This window comes from Deltaproteobacteria bacterium (genome assembly GCA_018668695.1).
Classification (GTDB): domain Bacteria; phylum Myxococcota; class XYA12-FULL-58-9; order XYA12-FULL-58-9; family JABJBS01; genus JABJBS01.
In genome coordinates, this window is the sequence record JABJBS010000295.1 from 1 (window position 1) to 18,562 (window position 18,562).

General features: G+C 50.4%; 14 protein-coding genes. 6 read left to right on the forward strand and 8 right to left on the reverse strand.

Features of this window, described 5'->3' with window-relative positions; genetic code table 11:
* From purL to HOK28_15710, 3 genes are all read right to left on the reverse strand, one after another.
* On the reverse strand, positions 1-3,357 hold a 3,357-nt coding region (purL, locus tag HOK28_15700), incomplete at its 3' end, for a phosphoribosylformylglycinamidine synthase (protein MBT6434543.1).
* 131 nt (positions 3,358-3,488) lie between these two features.
* On the reverse strand, positions 3,489-4,814 hold the full coding sequence (locus HOK28_15705; GenBank protein MBT6434544.1) for a response regulator: 1,326 nt from the start codon (positions 4,812-4,814) through the stop codon (positions 3,489-3,491).
* Between the two features lie 329 nt (positions 4,815-5,143).
* Positions 5,144-5,470 (reverse strand): late competence development ComFB family protein, encoded by a 327-nt coding sequence (locus tag HOK28_15710; protein ID MBT6434545.1) that lies wholly within the window; start codon positions 5,468-5,470, stop codon positions 5,144-5,146.
* Positions 5,471-5,607: 137 nt separating this feature from the next.
* Here HOK28_15710 and HOK28_15715 point away from each other — a divergent pair, with 137 nt between their 5' ends.
* Positions 5,608-5,865, forward strand: a complete 258-nt coding sequence (locus HOK28_15715; protein MBT6434546.1) for a hypothetical protein — start codon at positions 5,608-5,610, stop codon at positions 5,863-5,865.
* A 7-nt stretch (positions 5,866-5,872) separates the two neighbouring features.
* Here the strand turns inward: HOK28_15715 and HOK28_15720 are convergent, their stop codons facing one another.
* Positions 5,873-6,901 carry a type II toxin-antitoxin system VapB family antitoxin gene (locus HOK28_15720; protein ID MBT6434547.1) on the reverse strand — a complete coding sequence of 343 codons (1,029 nt, stop codon included), beginning with the start codon at positions 6,899-6,901 and terminating at the stop codon, positions 5,873-5,875.
* A 264-nt stretch (positions 6,902-7,165) separates the two neighbouring features.
* Between HOK28_15720 and HOK28_15725 the strand changes: the two genes are divergently transcribed.
* On the forward strand, positions 7,166-7,804 hold the full coding sequence (locus HOK28_15725) for a hypothetical protein (GenBank protein ID MBT6434548.1): 639 nt from the start codon (positions 7,166-7,168) through the stop codon (positions 7,802-7,804).
* Position 7,805: 1 nt separating this feature from the next.
* On the opposite strand, the gene HOK28_15730 is transcribed toward HOK28_15725, so the two are convergent.
* Positions 7,806-8,582 carry a hypothetical protein gene (locus HOK28_15730; protein MBT6434549.1) on the reverse strand — a complete coding sequence of 259 codons (777 nt, stop codon included), beginning with the start codon at positions 8,580-8,582 and terminating at the stop codon, positions 7,806-7,808.
* A gap of 293 nt (positions 8,583-8,875) precedes the next feature.
* Between HOK28_15730 and HOK28_15735 the strand changes: the two genes are divergently transcribed.
* On the forward strand, positions 8,876-9,148 hold the full coding sequence (locus tag HOK28_15735) for a hypothetical protein (GenBank protein ID MBT6434550.1): 273 nt from the start codon (positions 8,876-8,878) through the stop codon (positions 9,146-9,148).
* Between the two features lie 14 nt (positions 9,149-9,162).
* Here the strand turns inward: HOK28_15735 and HOK28_15740 are convergent, their stop codons facing one another.
* Entirely contained in the window at positions 9,163-10,941 is a 1,779-nt protein-coding gene (locus HOK28_15740) for a long-chain-acyl-CoA synthetase (GenBank protein ID MBT6434551.1), read from the reverse strand.
* A gap of 202 nt (positions 10,942-11,143) precedes the next feature.
* On the opposite strand from HOK28_15740, the gene HOK28_15745 reads away from it, so the two are divergent.
* A complete protein-coding gene (locus HOK28_15745; protein MBT6434552.1) occupies positions 11,144-12,886 on the forward strand; it encodes an FAD-binding protein in 1,743 nt (580 codons plus the stop codon).
* A gap of 26 nt (positions 12,887-12,912) precedes the next feature.
* Positions 12,913-13,299 (forward strand): hypothetical protein, encoded by a 387-nt coding sequence (locus HOK28_15750; protein MBT6434553.1) that lies wholly within the window; start codon positions 12,913-12,915, stop codon positions 13,297-13,299.
* A 24-nt stretch (positions 13,300-13,323) separates the two neighbouring features.
* Here HOK28_15750 and HOK28_15755 read toward each other — a convergent pair whose 3' ends face one another.
* Complete coding sequence (locus HOK28_15755) at positions 13,324-15,801, reverse strand: hypothetical protein (GenBank protein ID MBT6434554.1); 2,478 nt, start codon at positions 15,799-15,801, stop codon at positions 13,324-13,326.
* 297 nt (positions 15,802-16,098) lie between these two features.
* Here HOK28_15755 and HOK28_15760 point away from each other — a divergent pair, with 297 nt between their 5' ends.
* The gene (locus tag HOK28_15760) at positions 16,099-17,760 is read left to right on the forward strand and encodes a hypothetical protein (GenBank protein MBT6434555.1); all 1,662 of its coding nucleotides are present in this window, start codon (positions 16,099-16,101) and stop codon (positions 17,758-17,760) included.
* Here HOK28_15760 and HOK28_15765 read toward each other — a convergent pair.
* Positions 17,757-18,562 (reverse strand): OmpA family protein (locus HOK28_15765; GenBank protein MBT6434556.1); only part of this gene is annotated, 806 nt, incomplete at its 5' end. The two genes, HOK28_15760 and HOK28_15765, sit on opposite strands and share 4 nt — an antisense overlap.

Below are 18,562 nucleotides of genomic sequence, written 5' to 3' on the forward strand. Positions count from 1 at the left end.
GAATTTAGTGAATCGCTCTCGGGTTTGCTGGTGAAAGAGAATTGATTTGGCCCAGCCTTCGCCGGCTCCAAGTACATCACCGTATGAGAAGCCACCGCAAGCAACCAAGCCCTTGAAATCTTCAAGCGTGACGGCTCCGCTAAGGATATCACTCATGTGAACATCAACAGATTCAAACCCAGCTTTATGAAAGGCGGCCGCCATTTCATTTTGACCGTTAACGCCTTGCTCGCGAAGAATCGCCATGCGAGGGCGAGCACCCGTATTGATCAAGGGTGCAACGATGTTTTCGCTCACATCGAAGCTTAATTGAGCACTTAGACCAGGGTCTTCAAGGTCATCGATGCGGCTGTACTCTTGCGCGGCGCAGTCGGCGTTGTCTCGTCGGCTGGCGATTGCGTGTGAGGTTTGAGACCAAAGTTTGTGCATTTCGGAGCGGTCGACACTTAGGAGGTTTTTCCCTGAGTGGCTGATACTCAAAGTATTGGATGCGTCCACCTTACCGACAACATGGACATGCCCCTCGAGGATTGTACCTGCAAAGGTCTTGGTAAGAGTTTCGATATTGCCTTCCGAGATTTGAACCAGAGCGCCGAGCTCTTCTGAGAAGAGAGCAGCCATGAAATCATCACCGAGCGAACTCAGGTCGAGTGCAAAACCGGCTCGCCCTGCAAAGGCCATTTCCGCGGCCGCAGCCCAGAGTCCGCCATCTGAGCGGTCATGGTAAGCGATGAGGTCTTGGTTTGCCGCCAAGCTTTGGATGCCATCGAAAAATACTTGGAGCAGCTCCGGGCTGTCTACATCAGGTGGTGTCATACCAATTTGGTTGAACACTTGGCTCAAGCAGGAGCCGCCCATCCTATTTTGGCCACGGCCAAGGTCAATGAGGGCAAGGACGCTCTCTCCAAGGTCGGTACGAAGCTGCGGCGTGAGTGTGTTTCGAGCATCTTGAACCGGTGCGAAGCCAGTGATGACCAACGAAAGCGGTGAGGTTACAGCGCGGTCTTCAGCACCATCTTGCCAGACCGTCTTCATGCTCATGGAGTCTTTACCTACGGGGATGGTGATATCCAAAGCCGGGCAAAGCTCCATGCCTACGGCCTTTACAGTTTCGTAGAGGGCTACATCTTCTCCCGGGTGTCCGGCAGCTGCCATCCAGTTGGCACTTAGTTTGATGTCACTAACTTTTGAGATTCTGGCGGCTGCAAGGTTGGTAAGAGCCTCGCCAACAGCGAGTCTACCGGAAGCAGCAGGGTTAAGAAGGGCTACCGGTGTGCGTTCACCCATGGCCATCGCTTCACCGCAGTTATCATGAACGGTCGTGGTGGTAACGGCAACATCGGCAACCGGAACCTGCCATGGACCGACCATCTGATCGCGTGCCACCATCCCGGTGATGCTTCGGTCGCCAATGGTAATTAAAAAGCTTTTATCACCGACGGTGGGAAGCTGCAGAATGCGGCGTGTAGCTTCTGCGAGGTCTAACTTTGATGTTTCAAGTTTTTGACGTGGCGATTCGATTGATACGACATCACGGTGCATTCTTGGGGGTTTGCCAAACAAAAGAGACATCGGCATATCAATTGGGTCATTCTCGAAGTGAGAATCGCTGAGCTTAAGCTCTTCTTCAAGAGTTGCTTCACCAACCACGGCATAAGGACAGCGCTCGCGTTCGCAAATTGCTTTAAACACATCAAGCTTATCTTGTGAGATAGCGATGACGTAGCGCTCTTGGCTTTCGTTGCACCAAATCGCGAGCGGGCTCATACCTGGTTCATCGTTTGGAACTTCACGCAGTTTGAAGTCGCCGCCGCGCCCGCTGTCGTGCATGAGTTCTGGTAACGCATTGGAAAGGCCGCCAGCACCCACATCGTGAATGGCAACGATTGGGCTATCATCTAGCCGCCAACAGCTATCGATGACTTCTTGGCACCGACGTTCCATTTCGGGGTTGTCCCGTTGAACCGAAGCGAAATCTAGGTTTTCAGCACTGGTACCACTGGCCATAGAAGATGCTGCACCGCCGCCTAAACCAATAAGCATGGCAGGCCCACCCAGAACAACAATGGCTGCGCCAGGATCTGCGATGTCTTTTTGGACATGCTGTGCACGGATGTTGCCCATGCCGCCTGCAATCATAATGGGTTTGTGGTAGCCGCGGACTTCGCTGCCTTCAGCCGTCGCAACAGATTGTTCGTAAGTTCGGAAGTATCCGCCGAGGGCTGGCCGACCAAATTCGTTATTAAAAGCCGCGCCGCCTAAGGGACCCTCGGTCATGATTTCCAAGGGAGTCACAATGCGATCAGGTTTCCCATAAGGCTGCTCCCAAGGTTGTTCTAGGCCTGGGATTTGCAGATTGGATACGGAGAAGCCCGTAAGCCCAGCTTTCGGTTTTGCACCTCGCCCAGTTGCACCTTCATCCCGAATCTCACCACCTGAACCGGTAGCTGCACCTGGGAAGGGCGATATCGCGGTTGGGTGGTTATGGGTTTCGACCTTCATCAGAATATGAACATCTTCTTCGTGCGGGCGGTAGATGTCGTCGGCTGCATCGGGGAAAAATCGTTTACCGGTGCTGCCGGCCATGACTGCGGAGTTATCTTTGTAGGCCGACAAAACGCCTTCGCTGTTGTTGGCAAAGGTATTCTTAATCATTGCAAACAATGAGAGGTCTTTGTCGGTACCGTCGATGGTCCAGCTGGCATTGAAGATTTTGTGACGACAATGCTCACTGTTGGCTTGGGCAAACATCATGAGCTCGATGTCTGTTGGATCTCGGCCAAGCTCTGTGTAGCTGGTGACGAGGTAGTCGATTTCGTCTTCGCTTAAGGCGAGGCCTAGCTCTTGGTTGGCTTTGACGAGAGCCTCTCGGCCCCCTTGAAGAAGCTCTACATGGGCCATCGGAGTTGGGACGGCCTGCTCAAAAAGTGGTTGGGCGTCGGCGAGTTGAGCCACCGTAATCTGAGTCATTCGGTCATGAATGAGGGTTCGCAGTGCCTGCGTCCACTCAGCTCCTTGGAGGTAGTAGGCGATACCACGCTCGATTCGCTTGATCTTTGTAAGGCCGCAGATGTGAGCGATATCGGTTGCTTTTGATGACCAGGGCGAAATTGTTCCGATCCTTGGCAATACCAAGGCGAGGTCACCCTCGCGCTCTTGGGCGGCCATACGTGGGCCGTAGGTTAAAAGCTGCTCAAGTTGATGAGTTTGCTCTTTATCTAGGTCGACTGCCGTATCTACAAAGTGGCAAAAGTAGGCCGATATACCTGTAATTGCGGGGTTTTCTTCTTTGAGCGCGGCGAGGAGTCGCTGGTTTTTAAAATCGGAGAGAGCAGGGCTGCCAATGAGCGTTTGCATAGAACCACCTGTGGGAATGACGCGTGAGAAAATGGTCAGAACACGAGTTCTTATGCGAGCTGCTATAACGGGGAAAGAGCCATGCATCAATGGCGCAGGCCCGTAAAACCCAACGAATGAGCGTTTAAAAATCAGGCTTCGAGCAGAGCGATTTCCGAAGGGGGAAGACCGAGGATTCTGCCGATTTCCGGCATGAGGCAATGCTTCCATTCCCGCTTGATGACGTAGCCGCTGATCCCAAGATCCATGGCTTTTCGTACATCGGCCATATGAAGACTCGCCGTAAACATACAGATCGGCAACGTTTGGTATTCGGGGCGTGACCGTACTTCGGCGACGAAGTCGAATCCATCCATGATCGGCATATGTAAATCGACAATCACAAAGTCAAATCCGGTGATGGTCTGAAGTAGGCGTTCAAGGCCAACCGCACCGTTTTTGGCTTGTTCGACTTCCATTCCTTTTGAGCGCAGGTGGCGCTCCAGCGTATTCCGGATGACAGTATCATCATCGATGAGCAAAACATTGAGGCCCTGAAGTGAGTTGTATTGCTTGGGCTCGGCTTTGCCTTTGGCGCTCATCTCGGCGCCAATCTTGCTCTGAGTTGCCAAGTCTCCGATGGAGCCGAAAATCTGAACGGCCTCGCGGATGCTTTTAGCCATGTCCACATCAACGACCGCTTCGTTTCCTGCAATCGAGTCGAGGAATGATTGAATGCAATCGGTTGCACGGAAGTAAAGTTGAATGACCGGCATGAGGCCCTCACCCGAGTCTCCATCTCCAATAAGGAGCATACCGCGTTCCATTTCACCGGTTAGCTCAGCTAGCCAGTGCATGCCGTCTAGCTCGGCACCGCCCCGCATTTTATTCGTGATAAAAGCAATGTGTCCCGAAACCTCTGGAATATCAGCACCAGGCTTAAAGTTGGTGAGTCCCAACGCCACCTTTTGAAGTGCATGCTGCGTCTCTTCACGAAATTCGTTAAGTTCTTCAGGGTACATCAGCGGAATTTCAATAACGTCCATCTCGTGATCGTCGATTGAAGGCATCTTTGCGGTGATATTGGTGACACCCGGCTCGTTTTTATTGGCAGCTTTTTGAGTTGCTCGGGTCCAGAATTGACCAAGTTCAGCGAAAAGACTCTTTCGTTCAATGAGCTTCAGGCTTACCAGTACTTCACCGAAAAAGGGTCGCCGCTGAGTTTGGATTTTTAAGGCATGTCCAAGTTGCTGTGCAGTGAGATAGCCCAGGGTAATCGCCTGATCTTCAAAAGGCCTCGCGGTATCTACGCCAGTACGCAATGTGTTCATAACCTGCTTAACGGTCATGTAGCGTTCTTCTAGGCATATAGTGCCGATTTTAACTGTGGAATCTGCCTGAACCTCAAGCGCCTTCATCACGTCGTCGCGTTGAAGAATTCCTTTTTCGATTAGATAATCACCGAAACGGTCGCTCATTCAGACCCTCTCCTCACGTATTCGACTCACCCGGGTAAATTCTGTGAACCTTATATAGTAAACCGCTTTTTGGGACATCGATGCAAATGGGCCTCGGATTCGAGATGTAGGTAAAAGGCTCACGCCTAAGAGCTGCAAGGGCCTGAAAAGGCTTTTCTTTCTCCGATAGTTAACCGATGCGTCAAACTTGTACTCCGCACTTTCAATTCGCCGAGTAAGATTCTCTTGGGTTCACGATCTCTTGGAGCAACAGGTGGGGACTGGCTTAGCGAGCAGGTGGAAGAAACCCCCGCGATGATGCCGCTGCACCTCAATTGCTGGGTGCTATTTTAGTGGTGTGGTCGCTGCGCTACCTGAAGGGCAGACTTTTCTACGATTTTCGCAAGTTCGTCATCACTCGGGTGCTGATTCTGCTCACCGAAACAATTCATATGAATGTCGTTAACGATATAACGGGATGGTGTGTTGTTGAGTGTGAGGGCAAGAATATCAAGAATACACTCGTCACACTCGCAGGCTGCTCTGCCTGCTTCGATGAATTCTCGGACTGCTTGAACGCACCGCTTCTCATTCAGGTTGATGACCCGAACCACTTCCTCACCTTCGCTTTGAAGGGCGAGGTCGTTGTATTTTAATCCCAAGAATGGATTGCTCATGCAGTTCTGCTCCCGTCGGTAGGTTACCGAAGTGTGCATCCGACCACAAGTTGTGAATCTAAGAAGGTGCTACGGGCTTGTGGATTTGGACAAATTGGTGCAGATGCGCCCATTCTGCCACAAATTTGGAGTGTACAATGATGCAAGCAGCAAAGGGTCTTCGGGAGTTAAAAACCGAAGAGCTAAAAAAACTTTTGGGCCACATATACCGAGAAGAACTCGTCTGCCCATTCACCATTGAGAATCTTACGAGAGTCGGTTTCCAGCATCGCCACGATCAGCTGATGGGGGCATTGCGTTCATTGGACGCTACCGCCGTTCAAGCCGTCTTAGTATGCGTCATTGCCGAGCGCCCCAAGAATACCATTGCCGATGATGATGATTTTTTGTTTTAGGTAGGGCTTAAGGCAAGGGCTCGAAGCCAAAAACGACAATGCCTCGTCCTACTGTTGTTTCCACACAAATGGTGGTGCCTTGATTGGGCGGATTGCCAACGGTTGGTGTGGCGCTCTTGTATTCATACCCTGATTTTTCAAGCTGGCTGGCAGTGCTGGCAGCCAACATACTTAAAAACTCACTGATAGCATCTTCGTAGGGTGGCTCATCGAAAATCTGTTCATAGTCGGCACTGAAGAGCCCCACGAGGATATGGTGAATCAACACAATATCAAGGCTGACGCTGAGGGTGCAGATGTTGGGGCCTCGTAATTGAACTTGTCCATGAAACTCTTCGAGGTGACCGTCTTCAAGCGCTCCGAGTTGATGGGTGCGAGCTTGAACGTCTGCTAAACGTTGGAGCATTTTGGGAAGATATCTTGTGAGGTATTGCTCTAGACGCTTAGTCTCCGGGGCTTCCTGAACCTCGGATGATGACCTACTTTTTTCCTGGTCCTCAAGATATTGATGAAACGAGCGCGCTGTATCTTCGATTTTATCTACAGTAGAAAATCCGAGTACGACAATGGCATCGCCGAGGCGAATACGCCTGGCCTTTTGTTCTTCTAATAACTCATTCAATTGAGCTTGTGTTAAAAGTCCTCGGTGTACCGCAAGGTCTCCAAAAAACATGTCGACCGTACGTTGTTCGCGGTGAAGTTCCTGGGCTTGTTGAGGCCTTAGGTATTCTCGCTGGACAGCTAAATCGCCCACACGCGGATTATTTTTACGCATGAACTGAATCGCACTGTTGAGTTCTTGAAGATTAATGACTTGGTGCTGAACTAAGAACTGACCAAAGAAAGGACTCTGCTTTGATGTGGGGTGAAGTTTACTATCAACTTTTAGTTTGGGGCGGCCCTCTTGTTGGTTCTCAATATCGGATTCAATAAAGCGGCGGAGTGCATACTCCACTGCTTCTTGAGCTGAGTCGAGTTGACTGATTCGCCGAGCTTGTTCAACCAAGTTGGGGTCGATTTCGATATGGGTCTTCATCTTTTGTGAGCTTATCGCAAAGCCCGGCAGTGTCCCAGGCGCTCATTATTTTTTGGGACGAATGCCCCATTATTTTTAAAGATCAGCCAGAATGACCTCAATGTGCGCCAGTGTGCGCAAAGGTGCTCCTGCAACCTACTGTAATTAGGTTGGGTTGAGATCAAAATGACGCACCGAAAGGTGGAACAGGACTTGCAAATATCTACGTTAAATTAAGGGTTTCAGCCATTTTACCCTGTCGTGACCTTAGCCCAAAGAGTGAAGATGACCTGTATATTAGAGAAAAAAGACTCTCCCCGAAGCTACATCATCAGCGTTGCGATTGCAGTGATATTATCTGCTACCGCATGTGCGAGCAGCGATGCTCAGGCCGCACCCTCGGCATCCGCCGTTGAGATTTTTCAGGAGATCGATAGGGCAGGCTTGCAAGGACCCGTAGTGAGACTTAGAGCGGACCGGCTAAGTCAAAGTGAAGTAAATTGGGTGAGAGCTGAGGTGAAGTCTACTCTGCGCGCTATGGCTCAAAGTTGTAAGACTGGTGACCTCGAAACGTTTGCCTATCATATCGGGGCCGCTGAATTTTCCGGCTTTTTCCCGGCTCTATTTCAGCGCATGCGTTCTCGCACAATGGATAAGCAGGAGTTGATGGCTTACCTCTGTGATATTGAAGACGGAAATTTTTCGCCTACAGAAACTCGGGTCGGAGAATGCAAAAGTCAGGGATGCACCAACGTTCAATTTCGTGGTCGCAATTTGATACCCACAATGAGTGAAGAAGGAATCGTTCGATTCGTAGGCCTTGGTCAATGTGCATTGGATATTTGTCATTGGCCCGTGGCCACGACGCGACATGCTTTTAGAAATCGTCACAATCGATCAAAACGATTGGCATCTAGACTCTAGTTCACTCAAGCCCACAAAAGTATTGGTCCATGTCTCGGCTAAGCGATGAGATCATGGCTTGTAGCTGGAATATCGCATTGGGCCCGAATTCGTTAATCAAGACTTCGTGAGAACTTTGATTGAGCATTGTCACAATCACGTCTTCCAAGAAGAGGACGGTGAATAGCTCAGTAAAGTGTGATGACTTAAAGTTCCAATTTTCCTCATCAGCTTCGATCGGACCCTCCGGAAGCGGGGCAAGCGTTCCGTTAATGATACTGATGAACCATTCTTTTCTTTTCTTGAATTGCGTGAACCACAGCCCCATCCGGGCATAGACCAGCAATGCCACTTGCCGCGTTCTTTGGTCTTGTCGAATTTTAGTGATGAGATTTGAGGTAGAGAGCGCTGAATTTTCTCCACGCAGTTCCGTTTCTATTTGCTGACACTCTTCTTGGTAAGCGTCGTATTTTGGACCGCCGATCATCATACGAACCACTTTGAAAAATCCAGGGAGCATACGAGGTGAGAGCCCGCCGTCTTGGAGACTTCGTCCATCGGGGTTTGCAAAGAGGTGAAGAAACCGGCTTGCTAATACAACTTCAAAAGGCGTTTGCAGCGTGGCAAGTGGGGAGAGGATGGTTGGTGCGTCGCTAAACGCCCGCCGCTGTTTCAAGTTGCTAATGACGGCGAGTACTTGTTGACTTGAGAGTGATCCCCCAGATTCCTCGAGAGCGAGCTGAAATTCACTTGAGACAATGTCCAGTAGTTCCCGTGCTGCTTCTGCAGAACTGGTCATGACGGCCTCCTTTTTAATCGCGTACTTCGTAGTCTAGTCACATCAAATTTCTCTTTGGCTTTAGTATCAGGAATCTTCAGTTGGATGCCAAGGTTCGGCGTAGGAGAAATAATTTGCTATTTCTGTCTGTTTGTAGAAGATCGGCCCCAATTCCGGCAGAGATGTCGGGGGGATGGGGTACTTATTGAAGTACTTGCAAAAGTTGAGGCCGAAGCTTGGGGGAGTCTAGGTCAATAAAGTGAATGAATTTAGTGGGTTATTCAAATAACTCATGGTCATGACCGGGGGGAAACATGAAAGTACAGCTTGATGACGGCCGCATATTTGAAGCCATCGATGCCGAAGGTATCGTAGAGAAGCTTTTTAATGCTCATAAGGTCGGCTTTTCGATGATGCCAGAGGATATCAAGTCGATTACGGGTTACGTGGAGTGGGCCGCTGGAAATATCCGCCGGGTCACGGGTACTCGAAATTTGGTAATCATGGGTTCAAGCCGAAAAGAGCGATGCGGCGCATTGCTTGATGCTGCAGTGGCAGCTCGTCAGGCCGCCTATCTTCACCCGTAAATCTCCAGTCTAGGTTAGATTCTCGCGCCTTCGTGCAGTGCATCAGTCAGTTCTTGGTTCAAGTCTTCGTAATTTCCACTCGCGGCATCGCGTATATAGATCGAGTCGGTAAGCTCGAGACTGTAGGCCTCTTTCTTCAATCTGGCTTTTTGATGTTTAAAGGTTCCCGTTAGGTCGGGTTCCGGAAGAATTCTCAGAAAGATGGGTCTTGCGTATGTTGGAAGCTGGTTTTCTAAAGCCTTTGCCAAAACTGAAAGTTCAAAGTCACCATCAATCACCAAGGCCGCCATTCCAGCTCTGCCATCATGACCAGGAATTTCGACCCCATATACAATCGACTCTTTTATCCCCGGAATAGTGTTGATGACTTCACTCACTTCTGTGGTTGCAACGTTCTCACCTTTCCAGCGGAAGGTGTCGCCAATACGGTCCATAAAATACACAAAGCCTTCATCATCCATTCGGAGTAGATCACCGGTCCGAAAGAATCGATCTCCAGTGGTAAAAACGTTTTCGAGTATCTTCTTCGCGGTGGCCTCTTTGTTGGTGTAACCCCGAAATTCAGACACAGGGTCGTTGGGGAGAATCTGCCCGATGGCTTCGCCAATGTCCCCTGGCTTCACGCGTTCACAAAACCCATTCTTGTCACGCATGGGTTCTTCGTTCTCAATATCGAACTTTACAATGGAATAGGGCAGTAGCTTTTGGAGAACAGGTGGCATGTAACCGACAGCATGGGCCATACCATAGGGGTTAAGAAGCGTAACATTCCCTTCGGTTGCGCCGTAGAATTCAAAAATTCCAACGCCGTACCTTTCCACCACCTCATCCCAGATATCCGGTCTAAGCCCATTGCCCAGTAGAAAACGAATCTTGTGATTTTTGTCTTCGGCCGATTTTGGGGTGGTCAATAAATATCGAAGCACCTCACCTATATATTGAGCAACGGTACAGCCGTGCTTTTGGCAATCAGGAATAAACTGTGTGGAACTAAATTTTCGCCGGATTACCATTTTGGCACCAGTTGTAAAAGTGGAACCCACGCCAATCATGCCCCCGGCACTGTGGTAGAGCGGGAGCGCGGTGTAGATGACGTCATGTTGGGTAATGTTACCAAGTCTTGCGAAAACAAGCCCCGCTCCGAGACTGCGGATATGAGTAATAACAGCCGCTTTGGGAAGACCGGTGGTACCTGAAGTATAGATTAGGATCAGTGGATCCGTGGCGTGGAGATCGGGTTGTTTAGGAGGCGGATCGTTTGAGCAGTCATCCCAACTGCTTTTGAGGTCTTCATAACCTTCAGCAATATGGGGCCCGATGGTACAGAGTTTGATGTCACCGGGTAGCTCACCCCGGATGGCATTGATGGGATCGACTTTTCCTGCCTGGGTGATGATGGCTTTGGAGTTGGCCACGGTGATGGAGTGGCTAAGTGCTTTGCCTTCTTGGTGCGAGTTGATGAGCGCGGTTACAACACCAATCTTGCCGAGGCCCACCCAAATGGCTGGATAAACGGGAATGTTGTCCATGTAGAGTGCGATTCGGTCACCCTTTTTAAAGCCGCGCTTCAAGGCCCAATTTGCGACTTGATTGGCGAGGGAATCGAATTCACTCCAGGTGAGGGATTTTTCCACGCCTTCTGCATCGACAATGGCTTCTTTGTTGGGCCACTTTCGAGCGTTGGCTTCCACGAAGTCTGCGATGTTCATCGTGGAGTTTACATGTTTTTTCATTGTGCGTTTTACGCCGATTAGCTTCCATGCAAATGGCAGTTGGTGATTGAAAAAACCCATTCTCGGCGCTCCAGACAGTTGAAAACATAAGACTAAATCAAAATCTTCGACCCTTTCATCTCATCGCATTCAGGGGGATCATTTCAAGGGTTACATCCTGCGCGTCCTACCTACACACCCTAATCACGTTGACACCGTGGGCAGGCAAGTCCTAGAACATGTTCTATCATGGTGTGCAGTAGCAACGGGGAGTTGAATCATTATGCCGAAATGGGACCATAGCGTTGACCTCTTGGTTATTGGCTCGGGAGCAGGTGCGATGTCGGCGGGAATCCGTGGCAGTGATCTTGGCCTGGATGTTTTGTTGGTAGAAAAGGGCGAAACTTATGGCGGGTCGTCTGCCATGAGCGGCGGCGTTTGTTGGGTAGGCAATAATTTACATATGGCCAAGTCAGGAATCACTGACTCCGACGAAGACACATTGACCTATCTCTCCCATATTACCCAAGGTGAAGTTCCTGATTCACTTCTTGTGAATTACCGGGACAACAGTAAGCGGATGGTGGAGTACTTTGCGCAAAAGACTCACCTGCATTTCATGCCGCTGACTGAGTACACTGATTATTACCCCGAGGCGCCGGGAGGAAAGTTGGGCGGTCGGTCCATGGAGCCTCTGCCTTTTGACGGTTCCCTGCTTGAGAACGACTTTAACCTTCTGCATCCACCGGCTCAGAGCGCACTCATCATGGGCAAGATGATGATCACCGCCAAGATCGCAAAAACCATGATTATGCTCGGGTTCAAGTCGCTGTGTTTGATGGCCTGGCTTTTTATAAAGTATGCGTTTCGTTATCCTACACGGCGAAAATATGGCCGAGATCCTTACCTGACGAACGGTAATGCCCTCATGGGCCGCTTGAGGTTGAGTCTCAAAGATAGAAATGTGCCGATTTGGTTAAAGAGTCCAGCCAGTGAATTGATTTTCGAAAATGGGCGGGCAGTGGGCGCGGTCATTGAAAAGGATGGCCAGTCCATGCGTGTTGAAGCCAAGCGGGGAGTCTTATTGGCTGCTGGCGGCTTTGAACGCAATTTAAAAATGCGTGAAGAGTATGGGCCCAAGCCAGCCTCCGTTGAGTGGACTGCCGGAAATGAGCACAACACGGGTGATGCCATTCAAATGGGCATGAAAGCCGGTGCAGGTACAGCTTTGATGAGCGAGGCTTGGTGGACACCTGTCACGCAATACCCCGGCTCTAAGGATGGCTGGGTGTTGGTGGTTGAGAAAAGCTTGCCGGGAGGTATTTTTATCAACGGGCTAGGGAAGCGATTTACAAACGAGTCGGCACCTTACGTGGATGTTGTGGTTGAGATGTATAAGGATCACCAAAAAACGGGAAAGACCGTACCCGGCTGGATGGTCTTTGATGCAGACTACCGCCACAACTACATCGCAGGGCCGGTGGGTCCGGGCAAAGCTTTGCCGGATAAAACCCTGCCGCGAAAGCTACGCAAAGATTTTCTTTTGAAGGCAGGTAGTTTGGATGAGCTTGCGCAGAAGCTCGGAGTAGATGCTCCAAGCTTAAGCGAGACGGTGAAGCGGTTTAACGAAATGGCTCATGAGGGCAAAGACCTTGATTTCGGCAGGGGCGAGAGTGCTGCCGATAGGTACTATGGCGATGACCGGGTAAGCCCGAATCCATGTATGGCACCGCTGAACAAAGCACCCTATTATGCCATCCCGCTTTTCCCTGGAGATTTAGGAACCAAAGGCGGCTTAACCACAGATGCTGATGCGCGTGTCTTGAAAGAGAATGGGCAACCCATTGAGGGGCTCTATGCCGCCGGTAATACCAGTGCCTCAGTGATGGGCCGGACCTACCCTGGAGCGGGCGGTACCATCGGACCAGCGTTGTGCTATGGTTTTCTTGCGGCTGAGGCGGCTGCAAAGAGCGAAGCCGTCTTGGTGGGCGTTCAGGAGAGCGCGGCACAAGCTGCAACAGGCTGAGACAGATTCAATATAAAGGGCTTACAATGATTCAAAGGCAGTGGCTTGCAGTGATGGGTTTAATGGTTACGTGCGGCTTGACGGCGGCGTTGCCTGGATGCGGCGGCAGCGAAGAAGTCGTTTGCGAAACCGTATTAGAAGAAACGGTTAGTTTCTCGACCGAGATTGGGCCTCTCTTTGAGGCCAAATGTAACTACTGTCATAACCACGAAAAAACAGGCGTAGAGCGAGAAGGGGCTCCGGTAGGAGTTGACTACACGACCTATGCTGCCGCGGTGACGAATGCCCTGGGAGCTCTGGATGAGGCGCGTTCGGAAACGATGCCACCCAGTTGCGAGGCTTGTCCGCCGGTGCCCAGTTCCGAGCAGACAAACCTCTTATGCAATTGGATTAAACAAGGCACGCCCGAGTAGTAGGTATACCTCGTTCCTTATTGCTCAATCGCCTGATGCAGCCAGCGGCGTTGCTGAGATGACTTCAGAACATTCACTCTGCGCGGTCCCGTTGACTGCACGTACACAGATAAATGTGCGCGCGTCAGATGGAAGTCCGTTCAAAGTGTAGTTGTTTTCGGGGGCACTCAGAGGTGATGAGCCCTGGGTCGCTTCAACCGTCTCAAATGGACCAGCGGCTGAATAGCTGTACTGGACGATGTAGCTTGTGCTTGGAGTAACCGCATCCCACGTAAGTGAGAGCGAGTCCTCTCCAGCAACGACCTGCAGGTTAGAAGGTATTTCTGGGTGCACATAGACAGTCAGCGATAAATCATAAGCCGCGATAAACTGGGGGATAGCCTCGTTGCGCATACTCACAAAGTAGGTACCACTAACCAAATTGGTCTGACTTAATTGATAGGAATCCTCACGTCCTTTAGAAGTCGCGACCTCAGTACCATCAACATCAAAGAGAGTAACAAAAAGACCACTCGATTCAACAGACGCACGAATCGTGATGTCTGAGGTTGAGGTGATCTCAATACGTGCAAAGTCTACATCACCATCTTGATGGATTGAGTGAGCCTGCGTAGCATCGGTATCAAGAAGATGAATTGCAGAATCTGTGACTTCAGCAATTGTGTCATCTGATTCGAATGCATCCGGTGTTCCGCTTGGTGGCGCGCTGACCTGAACATTCACATCAACGAAATAGGAACCAATGGTCGACCAGCTACCATAGCCACGTGCCATAATATAATAGCTTCCGGCCGGAAGGTCCGTCATCTCAATTCTGGAGTAACTGTTTCCAAGAACCTCGTCTTGGTCATTATAAGCCAGCTGACCTTGTGAGTCGTTGTAGAGATAGAGTTCAGTATCAGACCATTCATCTGGCCCCGTCGTGGTGATGGTGATGTTATTTTTCCATCCCGTTAACTCAAGGCGAATATAATCTTGGTCATCAATGACATGGGATGAGTGTGCTTGTCGGTATGTACCACTGTAGATAGGTTCAGTTGATAATGCAGAGGCCGTAGAAAAACTGTTGTCTGGTTCAAACATGTCTGAAGCCAGTGGAACTTGAATATTTACTTCGTTGGAAGCATAGGTCTCAACCCCATTTTCATCAACGCCTCGAACCATCGCATAGATAGGGTAGTCACTCGGGAACCCGTTTAGTGAGAATGTAGTAGCTTCCGTATTTAAAGGAGGCATACCTTCTGTGGCGATATAGATAAGTGGCTCGTAAGGACCACCAGGCATCTCGCCGTAGTAAACGTTGTATGAACTTGCACCTTCAAGAGCGGTCCAGGCCATCACTGCAGCTCCACCAGAGTAGCTCACGGTTAGGTTTTGTGGTCCAGGAAGAAGAGGGTCACTTGCCTGAACCTTGAGGCTATAGCTTGTGATTGCACTGCCTTCGGCGCTGAACGCGTAGACAAAGTAAGTGCCAGCATCAAGCACCTCGTTGAGGTTTTGCCCCGACTCGAAAAAACCATCAGATGTTGATGCAATTTGAGAATGATTTTCCGTGTAGAGCGTTAATGCTGGGCGCTCAAAGTTACTGACCGCCGTGACCAGAACTTCTTGCCGAGTTTCAATAGTAAACTTAACAAAGTCACCATCTCCTGCCGGAAGTGTATGAACTTGAGATTCGCCAAGTGTGATGGTTCCGGCTGAATTGTAGGTGTTGTCGGGTTCAAAAGCATCGTCAGCGGGGCCGGCAGTGCCATCGCATGCGTTATCGGTTTCGTCGCTGCCATCATTGCATTGCGGGAGCCCGTCGCAAAAGTAGATCTGCGGGATACACTGGTCACCGCTGTGGCAGGAGAACTCGCCATCGCCGCAGTTGGTTGGGTTACCGCTCTCACTTGGATCTGGATTGTCACCGCAGTCGGGGTCACAGTCACAAGATTCGGTGCAGCTGCTGTCTTCGTTGCATTCACATGTATTGGGTTCCGTTGTTCGGATAAGACCAAAATCTGCAGTGACGATAGAGGAAGTCGACCAAATTTGGCCTTCGAGAAAGCGAGGCTCTTGTTGAGTCGCAAACCCTGCTTCAGCATCGGTTCGCACAACCACGCGCATATCTGTAATGCCAATGGCATCCACACCCTCTTGAGTCATCGCGAATTGAGCGCGAACGGTTTTAGTTTCTGCGAGAGTGACCGTGTCTGGGCTGAGGCTTACGCGGTAGGCACCGAAAACAGAGCGCGTTTCGGAGGCTGGTAAGTCTTCGAGTTTCTCAATGGTCACGGTAACCAATTGGTCAAACGTGAGCGGGCTAAAGACAATAGAGAAGACGCCGTCGTGGCTTGTCGCCTGTCCACCGGTCACGGGGACGACACTCTCTTGGCTATTGTCAGCGGCGGTTTCGGTTGAGTCATTACTACCAAGATCAGAACCGGCGTTTGTTGATGGGCGTCCGCAAGCCGCTAAAGCAAAGCAGAGCATCCATGGGATGATTTTTTGAATCTTCATGTTTGGGGGTCTCCCTCTCACCAACTAAAAAGTCGGTTTGGGCCATATAAGGGGGAAAAAAATGTTGTGGGCATTTGCTGCAATCTTGGGGGTTCGGACCCTACCACCATGGTAAGGCCCGAACCTTAGTGACCCACTACGTGACTAATTTCACGCAAGCAGGACACTGGTGATTGCCGCACTGTTTAGATGCCGGGTCGTTCGATTTTTGTGTAATTAATTTGGGCTGCGTGGAGAAAGCAGTTCTTTTCGATCCTACTTGAGCTCTTGTTCAAGCTGTGCGAGCTTGTTTTTGTTATGAGTAATCAACCTTCATCCCGACCGAGTTCAAGTAAGCGAAGACGCCGTCCCAGCCGCCGTAAGTCACCGAAAAATATGGAAAACCAAGCCGTTAAGGTTTTGGAGCAAAAGAGTGAAATCGACCGAAGCGAGCCGGTCGAAGCGGAGTTGTCGGCCGCCGAGATCGCGGAGTTTAAAGAACACTTCCAATTTTTGGCAAAACATCGAAAAATTTTAAAACTCAAGACAAACTCCCAAGAGGAGCTGCTGCTCAGTGGTGCAAGAGAGCCAGAAAGGCGTGGGGTATGCCTGCACCTCTTAAAGAAGGTCGACCGCCAATCTGTGAGCTCTGCCCTTACGCGGGTTCAAGATCCGAAGCTAAAGACCTCATTTTTGGCCGGCCTGGTACGTTTCTACCCTGATATTCAGACCGTTCTGGCCTACCTCGAGTCTTTAAAACAAACAGTATCGAGAGATGAAGCTGCAACTGCCCTCAGTGCCGGTTTAACGAGGCTGGACTTCAGCCAGGTATCGTCGGCTCAGATGAGGCGTGTTTTGGACCTCAGTGTATCGATGTTTGATAAAGCAGTTTTGCCTCAGGTGATGCTCGGCCTTTTAGGCAGCGATACGTTTCGAAAGGCGCTTGATGGATCTCTGGAAGATTTACCCAGTGCACTTCGCGAAATTGTAGAGCCGCTGCGTGTTCTTTATCCGGTTGTTTGGAAAGGTCATCGTAGAGGGCTGGATTTGGCGCTTGTTGAGCAAGGTCTTTTACTGGTGATGCAAATGCCCGACTCGAATTTGCGTCGTTACCCTGAGCGTATTCGAGAGCGCTTGGTTGAGGCTTGTTTGCTTTTGGAGAAGACCGAAGGGCGAATTGAGCGCGGTGTAAATATTCTCTTGGAAACATTTACCAAGAGTGGCCGGGTTTACAGCAGCCTGGCGATGAAAAGAGTGGGTTCTTTGCTGGGGTCAGGACAAGAGGGCAAGGCGAAGAAAGTCTTGTCGCAACTCACAACGAGCCAACCGGATTTTCAGCAGCCGAAGAAGTGGCTCGGGGCCCTGGAGCGCCCGCGGCTTGGCCGGACAGCACTGGTTGAGGCAGGCGAGGGCACAACTCTTGAAACCATTCCAACCGGTCAGTGGCAGCTTGGTTTTTCTTTCGAGCACCAGGTTACTGTTTGGGTGGATACTGCCCGTGTGGATGACCCAACGACTTTTCGGGGAGCTTCGGAGTTACACAAGCGTTTGGTGATGCCTCAGGTTGTACCGATTCTTGAGGGCGGTACTTCGGGTTCGACGCTTTGTTTTCGCGTACTGCCGATGACCGGTAAGCCAGCCCTTCAGGTTTTAAAGAAAGGCAAGCTCAGGGGTATTGAAGTGCTCAGGCTTGCACGGGATGCGGCGGCTATCATCGCCGGTGCTCAGGCGTTTGGAGTGACGCTAAGCCGGTTGATGCTCGATGACTGCCATGTCGACAGCCAGGGACGTTTGTGGGTTGCCAGATTATCTCACGCCCAAGATGGGACCGATTCTCAAAGCGCTTTTTTAGCGGCGCAGGACTGGCTTAAGATGTTGATGAAGATGAGCCGAGATAAAGTGATGCTTCAAAAGATTCGATTAGCCGGCGAGCAGGCAGATGATTTAAGCGAACTCCTGATGAAGCTTGCGCTCATTTAGTTTTTCGCTAGCTTCGGCACCAAAACAATTTCAATACGGCGGTTTAAGTCGCGGCCTTCTTTGGTTTCGTTATCGCCAATGGGGCGAGTTGCGCCAAATCCGACAGCGGCCACATCTGCAGGCTCGATGCCTTCTTCAATTAAGAAAGAGACGACGCTTGCGGCGCGAAGTGAGGAAAGACCCCAATTGTTTTTGTAAAAAGCTCCCTCCGGGGCAGTGGTGCTGTCTGTATGCCCATAAACGCGAATGACACGTTCAGCAGAGCCTTTTAAGGCCTCAACAACTTGTGAAAGAGCTGCGCGCCCTTCTTTACCAAGTTTACTTGAACCAGCGCGGAAGAGAATTGAGTTATCGAGGTCTACTTTTACAACACCCGAGAGTTTTGAAATCTTCACCTTTTTGGCAGTGATATCTTCCTCGAGCTGAGCAATCAGTTTTTTCGCATCCTCTTCTCGTTGTTCAACCTTCAGCTTCTCGTCGGCAAGCATGGCGTTGGCGCTTTTAAGCTCTTCGCTTTTTTCGCCCGACACTTCTTTGTCGGCCTGTAAGATGGCGAGGTCTTGAGCAAGTCGTTCTTTCTCGCTCGCTAAATTTTCGTGCTTTTCTTCGAGTGCGTTAAAGCGTTGCATCGCTTCTGATTTTTCACCATCTAAGCTTGTCGCTTTACCGAGTGCTTGTTTCTTTTCCGTAGCCAATTGTTTGGCAAGATTCATCGCTTCAAGTTTTTGCTCTTTAAGACTTTTATTCTCGGCCTGAAGTTGGCTCACACGCTTGGCGAGGATGACTCGGGTGCGATCTAGGC